At 49.8% G+C, this 19,163-nt stretch carries 4 protein-coding genes; all 4 read left to right on the plus strand.

Annotated features, from left to right (window positions below):
- The first annotated feature begins 136 nt into the window (after window positions 1-136).
- A complete protein-coding gene (locus AC1DF0_RS23735; RefSeq protein WP_477575525.1) occupies window positions 137-850 on the plus strand; it encodes a response regulator transcription factor in 714 nt (237 codons plus the stop codon).
- A complete protein-coding gene (locus AC1DF0_RS23740; protein WP_477575526.1) occupies window positions 847-1,881 on the plus strand; it encodes a sensor histidine kinase in 1,035 nt (344 codons plus the stop codon). Before AC1DF0_RS23735 ends, AC1DF0_RS23740 begins: the two co-directional genes overlap by 4 nt.
- A 517-nt stretch (window positions 1,882-2,398) precedes the next feature.
- Entirely contained in the window at window positions 2,399-9,646 is a 7,248-nt protein-coding gene (locus AC1DF0_RS23745) for an immunoglobulin-like domain-containing protein (protein WP_477575527.1), read from the plus strand.
- Window positions 9,647-10,327: 681 nt separating this feature from the next.
- Entirely contained in the window at window positions 10,328-19,048 is an 8,721-nt protein-coding gene (locus AC1DF0_RS23750; protein ID WP_477575528.1) for an immunoglobulin-like domain-containing protein, read from the plus strand.
- The last annotated feature ends 115 nt before the right edge of the window (window positions 19,049-19,163 follow it).

The raw sequence follows: 19,163 nt of genomic DNA on the forward strand, positions 1-19,163 counted from the left end.
AAAAGGAAGATTTGCTTTGATTATAATGATCGGGCTGTTAAATTCCTGTTAAGTGAAGCTCTAGAAAACCGTATGATTTTCCTCGCATCGCGAAAATGTGTGATAATCTATTGTAAAAGTAGGAAGGGGTGGTGACATGCGAATCCTCATAGTCGAAGATGAGGAAGATCTTTCACGTGCGTTAGCCAAGGGTTTAAGACGGGAAGGTTATGCAGTGGATATCGCCCTTGACGGGCTAACCGGGTGGGAGATGGCGGATACCAATGATTACGATGTGATTCTCCTTGATATCAATCTTCCGGAGCTGGATGGTATTTCACTTTGTCAACGAATTCGCCAGTCCTCGCACCATAGCAATGTGTTTATCCTCATGCTGACAGCGCGCAGCCATCCGGACGAGGTGGAGGAAGGACTCGATTCAGGCGCGGATGACTATCTCCGTAAACCCTTTGTGTTCAATGAGCTGCTTGCCCGCATCAGGGCGCTCCTTCGGCGTAGTTCACCAGTTAAAAGCACCGTCCTGCAGTTCGATCAGCTTACCCTTGATTCCAAAACGAAGGAAGTTTGGTTCGAGAACGTTCTTCTTTCATTAACGAGAAAAGAATTCGGGTTGCTCGAATATCTGATGCTGCATCCCGGCGAGGTCAATTCGTCCGAAAGGCTTCTTGAGCATGTTTGGGATATCCATGCGGACCCGCTTACCTCAACGGTCCGGGTTCACATCAATTCCTTGCGCAGAAAGCTCTCGCAACATGATCCGGAGACAGGAGAAAGGTATATTCAGACCGTTCAAGGTTATGGGTACAAATGGGCTCCGAGCACGGCTGGGAAGAAAGAGGAAACGACATGAGACGATGGAACCGGCTTTCCCTGCGTGCCAGAGTGACGCTGTTTTCTATTCTTTTTTTGGCGATATTGATTACTTTATATGTGGGTATCGAGTCTTTTTTCTCCGTTTACGGAATTGTATCCGAGCTGCAGGGGCAAATCATAAGCTTGGTTGTCGTTCTAACGGGCATGATTCTCAGCTCGCACTGGCTCGCCGTGATTATCCTGAAACCCGTGAAACGGATGAGCGAAACGGCTGCCGGAATAACGGCGACCACCCTGCACAAACGTCTAGAGATTGACCTGCTCCATGATGAATTGAAGAAGCTTGGGATCGTATTTAACACGATGCTGGACGGGCTGGAACACTCCTTTAATCAGCAGGCCCGTTTTGTTTCCGCGGCCGCGCATGAATTAAGGACGCCGCTCTCCATCCTGCGCACGAATCTTGAAGTAGCCGGAGACAGCGACGGCATTGATCCAAGCGAATGGAGCGATTACAGGGAGACAACGGAGCGGACGCTTTCGCGACTAGAATCTTTAACGGAGGATTTGCTGCTGCTGGCTGACGGAACATACGATCGGACGGATAAAGAACACAACGTCGTAGAACTTGCACCCATTCTCGCAGAGGCAATCTCATTTATGGAACCGATGGCAGTCAAATACGGGGTGACGCTTCATCTGATGGAGCCTTGCGCCGCTTTGGTTAAGGGGGAAGAAAGCTTCTTATTCTTGGTCTTTCGAAATCTGCTGGACAACGCCATCCGGTATAATCGGCCAAATGGGAACGTTACTCTGCAGGTCGTGCATGAAGATGGACGGGTCGTGGTTCGGGTTTCGGACACGGGAAAGGGAATATCCTCTCAGTCCAAGGAGCTGGTGTTTGAGAGGTTTTATCGAACCGACTCGTCACGGGCACGCAGGCTTGGCGGGGCTGGTCTAGGTCTATCGATCGTTCGTCATTTGCTTGCATATTTCCAGGGGACCGTTGAACTGGAGACGAGTTCCGAATCAGGAAGCGTGTTTAAGGTCACGCTGATTCGGGGTTAAGATACTCGACTTCATGAGAGGAGCCATGTTCTTGATGAGCAGTCAGTGTCTGCTCATCGTTCAATTAGGGGCGGCTATTCATAGTCGTCCTTTGTTATTTACCCATCCAGCGACTGATGAATGATTTAAGGTAATAATGCCCCCGTAAAGGATAAGTCTGCCTCATTGGAACTCGATTGCAACCCTCGTATGATAAAATCAGTCCACATATTTACAGAGTATGTTCGGGAAATGATGACAGGATGAAAAGAAGTAGTAAGGTTACGTTATTGCACGTACGCTTATCGCTCTTTGAATCCTGTTGTTTTTTTGAGTTTTTGAAAACGCTATCATTGTATCGACTGTGGACGGACGCGCTTTACCAAGATCGGTAAAAAATGATTCTCACACAGGGGGCTGATCAAGAGTAGATAGACAACGCATGAAAGGTTTAGTAGTTGCTAGCTTAAATGTTGGCTAAAGAGCTAAGGGATCTATGCAAAACCTAAAAAATATGAAGTATGGAGGAAATTTTATAATGATGAAGAGACGGTTATTAGCATCGTTACTTGTGACAGCGATGCTACTTACTTTGTTTTCTCCGGTTATGACAGTAAGCGCAGCATGGGGAGATAACGTAAATCTTTTAACCGTAAATGCAGGTACAGATAGTAATACGGCGACATCCGCCGTTGCGCCGGACGGACAGACAGCGTGGAGCCTGAATACCGGAACCTCGAAGAACGGAGCGCCTTGGGACAACCTCTTCACGCCGAATGTGTCGCCTTTAAGAGATGTATCTGCTTATAAGGACGGCTACTTTGTATTCGAGATGTACGTTCCGAGTGAGAGCTTCAAAAGTATGCAAGGAAATAACTGGATCGTCATCGTAAGCGACAGCAATCCCTCTAGTGACAAGTTCAACAATGATTCTCGTCTCCAGCTTAATCTAAGCGGTGTCACGAATGCAGCGGTGGGCACATGGGCGACGGTCTATACGAAATTATCGTCTTCAAGTACCGTAGCTGGTAACTTCAATGACGCTTGGTTGGACAAAGTAACCAGACTGGCTATGCATCTGCAATGGGGTACGAGTGTCCCTAGCGCCCCGGTCTTCATCAAGAATCCGCGTTTCCAGAAAAGCAATCTAGGCATTCCTCTCTCACCATCAGCGGTCCCCGCACTTAACGTAGCAACGAGAACAGCATCCACGAACGCACCCGCTACCGGGCAAGCGGTAGAATTCGCAATAAGCCAAGATGGGAATGCTCCTACATCCGGTTGGGCAGATGGAATTCTCAATAGTGGCGTGTATTCATATCAATTCGCCACATTACCCTCGGTAACTACCTACTATGTATTCGCGCGCACGAAAGCAAACAGCAGTTATCCCTTCATCGGCGCATCTACAAGAACTACGGTAACATCTACTAGCGATCAAACAGTGGTTAATAATGCAGCAGCGTCTCTGACATGGGATACGATTAAAGGCAGTAATACTTCGAATACCGATGTGAAATCAGCACTTAGTCTTCCGACGCTAATAGGAACAACGAACGTCGCATGGACCTCGAACAATGCGGCAATTAGCAGCATCGGAATCGTCAATCGGTTGTTGAATAGAGAAGTAGACAAAACCGTCGTACTCACAGCGACCATAACGAAGGGCACTGCAAGTACTACGAAAACCTTCACTGTGACGGTGAAAGCTGCGCCGGCGGCGGTCAACGCTCAGGCTGCGACATTCTTCCCTAATTCGAATGAAGGAGCAAATGCTGTTGCACCGGACGGCAACAATGCGTTCAAGCTGGGCGCTGGAAGAATCGGCGCAGGCATCGAACGGATCTGGGATGCTCGCTTTATTAACAGTAGCGGCAACCAGGATCTATTAGGTTACGCGAATCAATATTTTGTATTTGATATGTTTGTTACGCATGCGGATCTATTGAATTTCAACGGGAACAACTGGATTGCCATATCGGCAGGCGGCAATAATATTGACACCAATTCGCGTCTTAATCTTAACGTTAGCGAAATGCGAAATGGACCTGCTAACGGATGGATTACGGTAGCTGCACAATTATCAGCAGCCAATTCTCCTAATGGTTTCAATCCCGTTAATCTGGATACGGTAGAATCAGGAAGATTGCAATTGCAATGGGCAGCTCTGCCCCAAGGCGACATCTACATGAAGAACCCGCGCTTCCAGAGCACTACGGATTCACCGAGACCGATTCCCGCAGCTGTTGTGACGGCTAGCAACGTAACGTTATCGTCAGCAGCGCCGACGAACGGTCAGGCTGTGCAGTTCGCGATCAACACGACCGGCAGCACTCCTGCAGCAGGGGATTGGACGACGGGTACTCTGAGTGGAGGCGTGTATTCCGCGACATTAACGAAACCAGCAGGGAACATCTACTATACATTCGCTCGCACGGCTCAAAGTACGCAGTATCCTTTTGCAGGAACGCATACAAGAGTTCAAGTCGAGTATAATGCCGATAGTCAGGCCATAGCGGATGCAGCCGCTAATCTGACTTGGAACACGATCAGAAATGCGAATACCGTTCAATCCGAAGTGAAAACGGCGTTGACGCTTGCGACAACAGGTACGAATGGTACTTCTATCGCATGGTCGGCTACACCGACAGGTATCATTAATACAGCAACTGGCAGTGTAACTCGCGACGCTAGCCAAGACAAAGCCGTAGCCCTTACGGCGACAATAACCAAAGGCAGCGGAACGCCTGTTACAAAAACGTTTAATTTGACCGTACTCCGTACGGCTGCCGAGCCTGCTACAGTGTTCATTGACATCAACGATGCTAACACATTCGTTCAATCGGGCAACAAGCTTCAAGGTAACGGCATTGGCATCAGCCTGAGCGGAGACATTACCCCGGTGGTAGTCGCGCCACAAAGTGGTGTAGGCTCTGCGCAGGTAGGCGACTTCATGTACGTCATTGTAGATGACCTTAAGCTTAAGCAAGTCAACAAGGTCCAATTAGAGGTCAAATACTGGAGACCGAGCGCGACCGGCGGTATTTCGTTACACTACAACACCATATATCCTGGCAGTTTCTCCGGGTATGATGCGTATCGATCAGCGAGCCTTCCGGCGACAGGAAGCGGCAACACTTGGGTAACTTCACAAGTTGTGCTTAACGGATCTAACTTCGCGATAGGCGCACAAAACCAAGGCGCGCACTTACGTTTCGCTACAGCAGGAGCAATCATTCAGAGCATTCGAATAACCGAAATTGCTCCAACGGATGCAGAAGCGATACAGCTTGCTTCAGACGCGCTGACTTGGGACGCGATCAAAGGCGCGAATACCAATCAAGATTTGGTTGAAACCAATCTGACTCTTGCCGCATCAGGCTCGGCGGGCACGAACATTGTGTGGACATCTAACAATAATACGGTTATCAACAGCACCACCGGCGCTGTTAATCGCCAAGCAAATAATGTATCCGTAACCCTTACGGCGACAATAAGCAAAGGTACGGCAACTTCGGTTGTTAAAACCTTTAATATTGTCGTTCGCGGAACAGGTATCGGAACCGACGAGGGTGCAGTAGCTAATATGATCAACAAACTGACATGGAATCTAATCAAAGGTGTAAATACATCTCAGAGTAATGTGACAACGAACTTAGTGCTTCCGTCGACGGGTGAGAATACGACGGATATTACATGGACGACATCCGCGGCTAATCTCATTACCGCAGCAGGCGTAATCCCGACCAGCCGTCCAGACAGCGGCGGTACTGTAACGCTTACGGCAACGGTAAAGAGAGGTCTGGCAGGCGCTCTTGTAACCCAGACTAAGTCATTCGTGCTGACAGTCCCGAATCGATACGATTACGCGAAACATATGAGAACGGCAATCGATCAAGTGAACGACGCGAAGGATTGGGCGATCTCTGACTTTAACGTACTCGCTTTCGGTGCGAAGACAGAAGCGATGGCAGCGACAGAAGGCTTAGTTAACTTCGATAACAGAGCGGCATTCCAAGCGGCGATTGACGCGGCTTACAATGATGGCGGCGGCGTAGTGTATATTCCAGCGGGGACCTATGCGTTCCGTTCGGAAACTACCGGCACAATCAGCGTGAAAAGCACGACAGGCAATACAACCTACTCATACAAACAAGTATTAAACTTGCGAGCAGGCGTACAGCTCCGCGGCGAATGGGATAACCCGGATGCGGCTGGTTACGATGGCAAAATCGACGGAACGATTCTCGCAGTCTATGCCGGACATAACTCCGCTAACTATGACACGTATGTTGACTCTGACGAGCGTGAGAACCAGACTGGCGGCAAAAAAGTAGCGAACGTGTCCGATCGATTCATCGACATGGAGCAAGGCACAGGTGTAAGCAACCTGTCCGTATGGTACCCGAATCAGGATATTAATGCGACAACCCTTGTTGAGAAGAGAAACGCAGATGGTCAGAAGACAGGACAATTTGAGAACATCAAAGGCATTCCGTATCCGTGGACGTTCTATCAAAGAACCGGAAACAGCGTGACGCTGGATAACGTGACTTTGGTCAACGCTTGGGGAGGTTTCATCTCCCTGCCGAGCGAGATGCATTATGTGCTGAACAGCAATATGACGGCTCTCTACAAGGGCATCGTGGTTCACACCTGTACGGACATTGGGCGTATCGAGAACGTTAATGTGAATCCGAAATACTGGGCGAATTCGGGACTGGGCGGCGCACCTTCTCTAGCGAACGCGAGAACGTACACAAGAGCGAATGCGACCGGATTCATGATGCACCGTTCCGACTGGGAGTACGTATCGGGATTGAACATTTCCGGCTACAAGACGGGGATGTGGATCGGAAGAGAGCCTGGCGGCGACGAAGCTCCGAACGCGCAGTTCTATGGAGTGAAGGTTGAAGACAGTGTAACAGGTATGTACATTGACAACGTCAACGGCTTCGGTCTGCTGATCTCCAATTCGGAATTCGGCGGCGATACGGCAGTACAATTCGACGAACGCTTCAACACGTCGGTTCAATTCAACGGTGTTGCATTCAAAGGTCCAATTGTAAGCAACGCCAGAGGCGGAGTTATATCGTTCGAGGACAGTACGTTCGATCAATATAGCAATTACGCGCTGAATTTCCTTAACCGAGGCAACGCACTAGTCAGTCAGAGCAACTTCAAGCAGGCTGGCAACCATGTCAATCTTGGAGCGAACTTCGGGGCGTTCAAGTCGGTGAACTCAGGCTATAACTTAAACATCGAGAGCGCTAACCTTGCCGCGCATATCAGTAACCTGAACCTTGACGTAGACGGTGGCGGCAGTAGCACGACCAAACAGATCGTCAATGACGTCGAATATTTGTTCGAACCGATTCCGAAGAATGTCAAAACAGATATTGACGTACATCCAAAACCGACATCAGACGCAGTGCTCAGACTTGACTTCCCGCGCTCGTTAACAAGCAGCGCACCGACCGTGGATATCTCTGTGAGATTGCAAGAAGCGCTCAACTATATTAAAGCGAATCACGGCGGCGGCACGATCTATCTGCCAGGTGGAAGATATCGCTTGGATAATCCAGTCATTGTTCCTGAGGGTGTTGAGCTCAGAGGAACATGGGATGTACAGCACCATACGCAAGGCGGCGGCACGGCGATATTCACCAATTATACCGGTGGCGCTCAGGGAGAGAACGGAGCTTCTCTCATTCAGCTTAAGTCAAATGCAGGTCTACGAGGACTTATCATTACGCAAGCCAATATCACTAGCGTCAATCTCACTAACCCTGAGCAAACGCTCAAAGCTCCGTTCTTGGTACAAGGACAGGGGGCAGGCGTATATGCGATCAACTTAACGATACCTATAGGCGATAAAGGGATAGATCTCGCATCCTACAAAACCGACGGCCACTATGTCGATTATCTAGGCGGTACGCTCCTCAGAGCAGGCATCTGGGTTGGAGGCGGAGCGGAGGGCGGATTTATTCGCAATATGCAATTCAATCCGCATTACGCATTGCGACTTCCAGGAGGTCAAGGATACACGGCACCTTCAGGCGATTTGTACGGATTCGTACAAAGATACATGAGTGCGCTCAAATTCGCTGATGTGGAAGATCAGACGATCTTCAACAACTTCGTGTTCGGTTCGGTATACGGCATCCACTTCCTGAAGAGAAATCTCGGGAATGGCCAGTTCGCATATCCGGGCAAGATGACGATGATCGGTCACGGTTCGGACGGAACGACGTACGCGCTCTATGTGGAAGACGCAGACCAACATACCAAAATCATCGCGATCAACTCGGAATTGGTTAATACGAACATCGCGACAGAGCCGAACAGATCGTATGTCAGAATGGGCGATGTTGCGAATACGACCAAAATCCACCCTAACGCTGAACTTGTCCTATACAACAGTGCGTTCTGGGGAAGCCCGACAGTGGCGGGAGCGATCGTCAATAACGGTATCGTTCGATTCCAGCAAGCTAACTTCACTCAGTTGCCTGGCGACAATCCGGGTATAGATGTCACTGCCGGCAAAGCACATGTGTACTCTTCTTACTTCCAGCCGTCTAAGAACGGCCAGAATAACAATGTGTATGCCATGCTGCGCCAAGGTGGCACATCGATCGAGCTAAGCAATAACTATTACGCATCTGGTCTCAGAAACAGCGCCCCAGCGAATAACCCGTACGGTATTTACGGTGCGGATTTGGCGGCGGAGCCGTTCGTGTTCAACATCACTCAAAATGGAGCAGCACAGCAATTAAACTTTAAGTTTAATGTCGGAGGAAGAACCTCTGCACCGGGGACAGTAACGATTGCTTCCCCCTCTGGGTATGCTGGAGGTTTCACTCCGGTTCCATTCGCCGGTCTTGCGGCAGGCCAATCTGTAACGATAGATTTACCGCATTATGTTGCAGGTCTGGTCACCTTCAAGCTACAGCTCAACGATGGCAAATCCTATACGTATAAGGCCAAAGTTGACTCGGCTTATGCCGAGAAGGTAAGCTCTGTCGGAGCAGACAACCCGGCGAAGATTGCTGCAACTCCGGCCTATGTAATGAACACCGAAGATTATGTAACGATGGGAACATGGGGTGGACCGCAAGACCTCAGCGTACAGTCGCGTTTCGCATGGGACAACAACAATCTATATGCGTACATTGTCGTCACGGACGATGTGCACTATAGCAGCCAGACTGGTGGAGACATATGGAAACAGGATAGCTTGCAATTAGGCATCGATCTACTCAATCCTGCTACCAACAGCACGACGCGGAATGAATTCGGATTCGCGCGGGGCAATGGCGGCGGAAACGTCGTATGGGCATGGACACGTCCTACAGGCGCCAATGCACCGACTGCTCCGATCACGAATATCGTGGCCAATATTACGAGAGATGAAGCTGCGAAGACGACGATTTACGCTTTGACAATTCCGTTTAATACGCTTCATAATGCACCTGCAGCGCTGCTGGCGAACGAAAGAATCGGCGTATCGGTCATGCTGAATGATTCTGACGGATCGAACGAGTCTGACGGTACCAGAACCACATTCGAAGTTGAAGGCGGACACCTGAAGAATTCGAGTTTATTTACAGCGTTACATCTGTTAACGGCAGGCGAATACAATACAATGCTTGAGGCATCGGCAACCGTTGCCGTCAATAAAGCTGTCACGTCTGGATCAGCTGCAGATATCGCTATGGCACGTAACTTTATCGCGATTATGCCAAACGGCCAAGCTAAGACAGCGTTACTGGCGTTACTTCCGTAGCAAAGCTGTGAAATCTACATGGTGTCTTCCCAGCCAAGCCAGAACCTGAGTAAAACCAACCGTTACATCAAGCACTAATGAAATCCCCGGTGTCTATATGCGCCGGGGATTTTTTTGTGCGCCACGCATGGCGACTAACTAGGCGGTGAAAGTCCGCTGTGGAGGTTTGTAGTTACCAACCACTAGCGAAGAGCAAGGATGTCAGAGCCTCGACTTTCTCCAAGCCAATACGTTCTTCTTTTTGCAAATTCGAACTCAAAGTTCATGAAAGTAATATTGCCCCCGTAAAGGATAAGACTGCCTCATTGGAACTCTATTGCAACACTCGTATGATAATATCAGTCCACATATTTACAGAGTGTGATCGGGAAATGATTGCAGGATAAGAAGAAGTAGTGAGATTACGTTATTGCACGTACGCTTATCGCTCTTTGAATCCTGTTATTTTTTTGGGCTCGTGAAAACGCTAACATCGGATCGATTGTGGACGGATGGGCTGTTTAAATATTTTACATAAGGAAGAGTAGAGGTGATGCGGTGGCGGGCATACAAGCGGGAAAGTGTTGACAGGCCACACATGAGGGGTTCAATTATTATGAATTGTTGCGCTAATCGTATAGAGGTTAGAGTTATGGGATCTCTTCAAAACCCAATTACACGATGCATGGAGGAAATTTAAGCATGATAAAAAGACGGTTATTAGCATCTTTACTTGTGACAGCGATGCTACTTACTTTGTTTTCTCCGCCTAGAACGGTCAGTGCGGCATGGGGAGATGACTTAACTCTCTTGACCGTAAATGCGGGCGCGGATGGAAATACGGCGACAGAAACCGTTGCGCCGGACGGACAGACAGCGTGGAGCTTAAACACCGGAACCTCGAAGGCCGGAGGTCCTTGGGATAACCTCTTCACGCCGAATGTGGCGCCTCTAAGAGATGTATCCGCCTACAAAGACGGATACCTTGCGTTCGAGATGTATATTCCAAGTGCGAGCTTCAAAAATATGCAAGGAAACAACTGGCTCGTCATCGTGAGCGACGGTAATAATGACTTTAACACCAATTCTCGTCTCCAGCTTGATATAAGCGGTGTCACGAACGGAGAGGTGGGCACTTGGGCGACGGTCTATACGAAGTTATCTTCGTCAAGCACCGTAGCCGGGAGCTTCAATGACGCCTGGCTAAACCAAGTAAACAGATTGGCCATGCATCTGCAATGGGATACGAGTGTCCCTAGCACCCCTGTTTTCATCAAAAATCCGCGTTTCCAGAAAAGCGCGTTAGGCGTTCCGAGTTCGCCTTCAACGGTTCCCTCGCTTGACGTAGCAACGCGAACCGTAACGGCGGACGCACCTGCTAGCGGCCAAGCTGTGGAATTCGCAATAAGCGAAAATGGAATCGCTCCCACATCCGGTTGGGTGGATGGCGTTAATATCGATGACGTGTATACGCATCAATTCGCTTCATTACCAACAGCCGACACCTACTATGTATTCGCTCGCGCGAAAGCAGACAGCAATTACAACTTCGTCGGTCCATCTTCAAGAATTACGGTAACGTCAATTGACGAACAAGTATTGGTAGATGACGCGGCTGCGTCTCTGACATGGGATACGATTAAAGGCAGCAATACTTCGAATACCGATGTCAAATCACAGCTTATCCTTCCGACTGCAATAGGTACAACGAATGTAGCATGGTCTTCGGACAATGCGGCTATTAGCAGCACCGGAAGCGTAAATCGTCTATTGAATAGAGAAGCAGACAAAACCGTCGTACTCACGGCGACTATAACCAAGGGTACAGCAAGTGCTACTCAGACGATTACGGTGACGGTGAAAGCCGTGCCGGCGGCGGTAAACGCTCTGGCTGCGACGTATTTCCCTAATATAGAAGAGGGAACGATCAGCGCGGTTGCGCCGGACGGAAATAACGCGGTTAAGCTGGGCGCTGGGAAAATAGGCGCCGGCGCTGAAAGGCTTTGGGATGCCCGCTTTATTAATAGCGGCGGCAACCAAGATTTATTAGGTTACGCGAATCAATATTTTGTTTTTGATATGTATGTTACGCATGCGGACCTTCTGAATTTCAGCGGCAATAACTGGGTCGCAATCGCGTCTGGCGGTAACAATCTGGATACCAACTCGCGTCTTAGCCTTAATGTCAGCGAAATGAGAAATGGACATGTCAATGAATGGATGACTGTCTATGTGCAATTATCGGGAGCCAATTCTCCGAATGGTTTCAATCCCGTTACTTTGAATACGGTAGAGTCAGCGAGATTGCAAATGCAATGGGCTGCCGTGCCTCAAGGCGACATCTATGTGAAGAACCCGCGTTTCCAGAATAACGTGGATTCGCCGAGACCTATCGCTGCATCTGTTGAGGTATCGAATAACGTTACGTTATCGTCAGCAGCGCCGGCAAATGGTCAGGCTGTACAGTTCGCAATCAACACCACCGGCAATACTCCTGCAGTCGGCGATTGGACGACGGGGACGCTAAGTGCAGGCGTTTATACTGCGGCATTCACCAAGCCCGCAGGCAACACCTATTACACATTCGCGCGCACGGCTCAAAATACGCAATATCCTTTTGCAGGAACGCATACGAGAGTGAAAGTGGAGCATCTGGACGACGATCAAGCCATAGCGGACGCGAAAGCGAAGCTGACTTGGGACACGATCAGGAATTTGAATGCGATTCAATCCGAAGTAAGAACGGCGTTGACTCTGCCGACAACAGGTGCGAACGGTACGGCTATCGCATGGTCGGCTGCACCGACAGGTATCATTAATACGACAACGGGCGGAGTAACCCGTGACGCAGACGAAGATCAAGCCGTAACCCTTACGGCGACCATTACCAAAGGTGCTGCAGCATCGGTTACCAAAGCTTTTAGTCTGACGGTAGCCAGTACGACTAACGAGCTTGCCGAAGTGTTCATTGACTTCAATAATGCTGCAACCTTTGCTGAAGTTGATGAAATTGGAAGCGGATTCGGCGATGGCGGAGATCCGGCGGGACCATATCCTGGCCTTCAAGGCGACGGCATAGGCATTAGCCTCACCGGTGACGGCAGCGCGGTTGAACGAGTAACGCAAGACGGTGTTAATGCTGTGAAGGTTGGCAGCTTTATATACGTCATTGCAGACGACCCTCAGCTTAAGCTGGCCAACATGGTCGAATTAGAGGTCAAATACTGGAGACCGAGCGCAGCCAGCGGTATTTCGTTGCAGTATAACACCATCTATGCCGGCAACTTCTCCGGGTTTGATGCTTATCGATCAGCAAGTATCCCGGCGACAGGAAGCGGCAACGCTTGGGTAACGTCCAAAGTTGCGCTTAACGGAGCTAACTTTGCGATCGGCGCGCAGAATCAAGGAGCGCACCTCCGTATCGGTACGGCCGGAGCCATCATTCAGAGCATACGCATAACCGAAATTCCTCCAACGGATGAACAAGCGGTCCAGCTTGCTTCGGAAGCGCTGACTTGGGACGCGATCAAGGGCGTCAATACGAGACAAGATCTGGTTGAAACGGATTTGACGCTTGCCGAGGCTGGTTCGGCGAGAACGCACATTGCGTGGACTTCTACCGATGACACGGTTATCAACAGCGAGACCGGCGCAGTAGCTCGTCAAGAAGCTAATGAAGCCGTAACCCTCACGGCGACTATCAGCAAAGGTACGGCAGCACCGGTTGTAAAAACCTTTACGATCGTCGTTCGCGGAACAGGTACCGGAACCGACGAGGATGCGGTGAATGCGATGGTGAACAAGCTGACATGGGATTTAATCAAAGGCGTGAATACTTCTGAGGGCAATGTGACAACGAACTTGGTTCTTCCGTCCATGGGCGACAATATGACGGATATTACATGGGCGACATCCGCTGCTAACCTCATCACCGCTGCAGGCGTCATACCGACGAACCGTCCTGACGGCGGCGGTAACGTAACGCTTACGGCGACGATTAAGAGAGGTCCGGTAGCCGCTCCCGTAACCCAGACGAAAACATTTGCGTTGACGGTTCCGAATCGATATGATTTCGCCAAACACATGAGAGCGGCAATCGCTCAGGTGAACGATGCGAAGGATTGGGCGATCTCCGACTTTAACGTAATCGCTTTCGGAGCGAAGACAGAAGAGATGGCAGAAGACGAAAACTTAGTTGATTTCGATAATAGAGAGGCTTTCCAAGCAGCGATTGACGCGGCTTATAGTGACGGCGGCGGCGTCGTCTACATTCCGGCGGGAACCTATGCGTTCCGTACGGAAACGACCGGCACAATAAGCGTTAAAAGCACGACCGGCAATACAACCTATGAATATAAACAAGTATTGAATTTGCGGGCAGGCGTACAGCTCCGTGGCGAATGGGATAACCCGGATGCGGAGGATTACGACGGTCAAATCGACGGGACCATTCTCGCCGTCTATGCCGGACATAATTCCGCCAATTATGACACGTATGTTGACTCTGACGAGCGTGAAAATCAGACAGGCGGCAAAAAAGTAGCTAACGTGTCCGATAGATTCATAGACATGGAACAAGGCACGGGCGTAACGAACCTTTCCGTATGGTATCCGAATCAGGATATTACTGCTAGAACGACTGTTGAAAAGAGGAACGCAGACGGTCAGAAGACAGGGGAATTCGAGGACATCAAAGGAATTCCGTATCCGTGGACGTTCTATCAGAGAACCGGGAACAGCGTGACGCTGGATAACGTGACTCTGGTCAACGCATGGGGAGGCTTCATCTCTCTGCCGAGCGAGATGCATTATGTTCTGAACAGCAAGATGACGGCTCTCTACAAAGGCGTCGTGATTCACACGTGTACGGACATCGGACGGATCGAGAACGTGAACATGAACCCGAAATACTGGGCGAATTCGGGACTTGACGGCGCACCGTCCCTAGCGGACGCGAGAGCGTACACAAGAGCGAATGCTACCGGATTCATGATGCACCGTTCGGACTGGGAGTACGTATCGGGATTGAACATTTCCGGATACAAGACGGGGATGTGGATCGGAAGAGAACCGGGCGGCGACGAAGCTCCGAACGCGCAGTTCTACGGATTGAAAATCGAGGACAGTGAAACAGGCATGTATATCGACAACGTCAACGGTTTCGGTCTGTTGATCTCGAATTCGGAATTCGGCGGCGATACTGCCGTACAGTTCGACGAACGTTTCAACACATCTGTTCAATTCAACGGTGTTGACTTCAAAGGTCCGATTGTAAGCAACGCCAGAGGCGGAGTTATATCGTTCGAGGATAGTACGTTCGACGAATATGACAATTACGCGCTGAACCTCCTTAATCGAGGCAACGCATTAGTCAGTCAGAGCAACTTCAAACAGGCTGACAAACATGTCAATCTCGGAGCCAACTTCGGGACGTTCAAATCGGTCAATTCCGGTTATAACCTTAACATCGAGAGTGCTGACCTTGCCGGGCACATCGATAACCTTAATCTTGACGTTAAGGCTGACGGTAGCAACACGACCGTACAGATCGTGAACAACGTTGATTATCTGTTTGAACCGATTCCGAAAGACGTAAAAACGGATATTGACGTACACCCGAGACCGACATCGGACGCAGTGCTTAGACTTGACTTCCCGCGCTCGTTAACAGGCAACGCTCCGACCGTGGATATATCGGTAAGACTGCAAGAAGCTCTAGATTATATTAAAGATAATTACGGCGGCGGCACGATCTATCTGCCAGGCGGAAGATACAGGCTGAATAATCCTGTCATCGTTCCCGAGGGTGTTGAGCTCAGAGGAACATGGGACGTACAGCACCATACGCAAGGCGGCGGCACGGCCATATTTACGGCTTACACCGGTGGCGCTCAGGGAGAAAACGGACCTTCTCTTATTCAGTTGAAGGCAAACGCAGGTCTCAGAGGACTTAACATCACGCAAGCGAATATAACCAGCGTCAACCTAGCTGACCCTAACCAAACGTTGAAAGCTCCGTTCTTGGTACAGGGACAAGGCGCAGGCGTATATGCCATCAACTTAACGATCCCGATAGGCGATAAAGGCATAGACCTTGCTTCCTATCGCACCGATGGTCACTATGTCGATTATTTAGGCGGCACGCTCCTCAGAGCAGGCATCTGGGTCGGAGGAGGCGCGGAAGGCGGATTTATCAGAAATATGCAATTCAATCCGCATTACGCGTTGAGACTTCCAGGAGGTCAAGGCTATACGGCACCTTCCGGCGATTTGTACGGATTCGTGCAAAGATACATGAGTGCGCTCAAATTCTCTGATGTGGAAGACCAGACGATATTCAACAATTTCGTATTCGGTTCGGTGTACGGCGTACACTTCCTGAAACGAGACTTGGGGAACGGAGAATACGCTTACCCAGGCAAGATGACGATGATCGGTCACGGTTCGGACGGAACCACGTATGCTCTCTATGTGGAAGACGCGGACGAACATACCAAAATCATCGCGATCAACTCGGAATTGGTTAATACGAACATCGCGACGGAGCCGAACAGAGCATATGTCAGAATGGGCGATGTTGCGAATACCGCCAAAATCCACCCTAACGCTGAACTTGTCCTATACAACAGCGCGTTCTGGGGAAGCCCGACGGTAGCGGGAGCGATCGTAAATAACGGTATCGTTCGTTTCCAGCAAGCAAACTTCACTCAGCTGCCTGGCAACAATCCGGGTATAGATGTCACCGCCGGAACAGCGCATGTATACTCCTCTTACTTCCAGCCGTCCAAGGATGGCCAGAATAATAATGTGTATGCCATGTTGCGCGAAGGCGGCACAGCGATAGAGCTTAGCAACAATTACTACGCATCCGGGCTTAGAAACAGCACCCCGGCGGGTAATCCATACGGCATTTACGGCGCGGATTTAATGGCGGAACCGTTTGTATTCAACCTAACCGACAACGGCGACCAACAACAAATCAACTTCAAGTATAATGTCGGAGGAAGATCCTCTGCGCCTGGGACATTGTCCATTGTTTCCCCGGCGGCTTATGCTGAAGATTTCACGCCGGTCGCATTCGACGCGCTTGCGGCAGGCGAATCCGTAACCGTAGATTTACCGTATTATGTTGCAGGTCTAATGACATTCAAGCTGCAACTCGAAGACGGAAAATCATACACCTATACGGCCAAATATGATGCAGCTTACGCTGAAAAGGTAAGCTCCGCCGGCTCGGAAAATCCGGCAAAGAATGCCGCAACTCCGGCATTCGTAATGGATACCGAAGATTATCTAACAATGGGGACGTGGGATGGTCCGCAAGACCTCAGCGCAGAATCGCATTTCGCGTGGGACGACAGCAATCTATATGCGTACATTGTCGTTACAGACGATGTGCACTACAATAACCAGTCCGGCGTGAATATTTGGAGAGAGGATAGCTTGCAGTTAGGCATTGATCTACGCAACCCTGTAAACAACAGTACGCTGCGGAATGAATTGGGCTTCACGCTCACCAATGACAACCAAGTTGTCGTATTCCCTTGGACTCGTCCTACAGGCGGCAATGCGCCGACTGCTCCGGTAACGGATATCGTGGCAAAGGTTACGAGAGATGAAGCTGCGAAAACGACGATTTACGATCTGAAAATTCCGTTTAATACGGTGCATATCAATGCTGCATCGGAGCTCGCGAACGGAAGAATCGGAATATCGACGATGTTCAATGAATCGGACGGCTCGAATGAATCGGATGGTTCCAGATCGACATATGAAGTCGTAAGCGGACACTTAAAGAATTCAAGCTTGTTTACGGATTTATACTTGTTAAACGCAGGCGAATACAATGAAAAGCTTGAAGAATCGGCAACGGCTGCCGTTGATAAGGCTGTCGCTTCTGAATTAGCTGCCGATATCGCTATGGCTCGCAACTTTGTCGCTATTATGGCAGACGGCGCAGTGAAGACGAATCTTCAGAACCAGATCGATGCGGTCGCCGTGTCCTATACCGTCACGTTCAAGGATTGGAATGGAACGGTCCTGAAGACGGAAACGGTAAATCATGGACAGGATGCAACCGCACCGACGCAGCCGTCGCGCACAGGGTACAATTTCACGGGATGGAGCGTCGCATTCACGAATGTGAGATCGGATTTGAACGTTATAGCGCAGTATACGGCTATTCCGAAAAATCCGAGCAATTCAGGCAACGGGTCGGTACCGTCAACTACAGAGATTACTGTAGATAGCAGCGGAAACGTAACGGTTAGCACGGCGCCAACGATGAATGATTCGTCCCAAATTGCACAATCCAACTTGTCCCAAACCGAGATTGAAAATGCATTCGGACGGGCAACTGGAGATTCAAAACAGATTAAAGTAAAATTATCCGTCACCCCGAATGCGAAGGGTTACGCATTAGGGATTCCGACCTCCTGGTTCAAGGGAGACACCGTTAGCTCGGTCGTTATCGAAACACCGTTTGGCTCGGTTGTCGTGTCGAGCGCGATGTTGAGCGCAGCTCAATTGCAAAGCGCCGGCCAAACCGTAACCATCGTTGTTCGCCAAGCGGATACGAGCGGATGGAATCAACCGCTTATCGATGAGATCGGCAATCATCCGGCATTGGATCTGTTGGTCATGTTTGACAACAAAGAAGTCGCTTGGAGCAATACCGAAGCGCCGGTTACAATCATGGTACCGTATACACCGACGGCATCGGAGAAACAAAATGCCGATCAGCTTGTCGTCTGGTACGTAGACGGCGAAGGCAATGCAACGCCTGTTCCTAACGGCAGATATGACAACGCAACGGGCCAAATCGTGTTCCGAACTTCGCACTTTAGCCAGTATGCAGTCGTATATGCTGCGCCTAAGTTCAGCGACTTGTCGCGTGTAGCTTGGGCAGCCAAGGCAATCGAAGCGTTGGCGGCTAGAGGCGTAATCGAAGGTGCGTCGGCAACGACCTTTGAGCCAAAGACTGCAATCAGCAGAGGGGAATTCCTCGCGCAATTGATCAGACTCCTTGAGCTGGACGCTGCATTCACGGACAACTTTGCTGATGTAGATGCAAGCTCGCCGTATTACAAAGAGCTTGGAATCGGCCGCGCGCTTGGCATTGTCGCAGGCGTTGGCGGGAACAAGTTCTTGCCTGATACGGAAATCAGCAGAGAAGATGTTGCCGCAATCATTAAGCGTGCGCTTGATCTATGGCAGAACAAGCTGCCGGAAGTATCGTCCAAGTCAATCGACGATTTCAAGGACGGTGCGCAGTCAGCGTCATATGCAAGAGAAGGCTTGGCTTATCTGCTTAGCGTCGGTTTACTCCAAGGAAACAGCAACAACACCTTGAATCCGAAGGGCAACCTGACTCGCGCAGAAGCAGCGGTTATCTTGTATGGAATCTATACGCGTTCACACTAAGGAATAGAGAGAAGAAGCCAGGGAGAGCTCCCTGGCTTCTTCTTCGTTTCTTACTATTCTTTTATTATTCTTTCATTGGAGGTTTTTATAATAAGTCTATCTAGTAGAACAGCTG

Source organism: Paenibacillus sp. 05T425 (assembly GCF_056396205.1).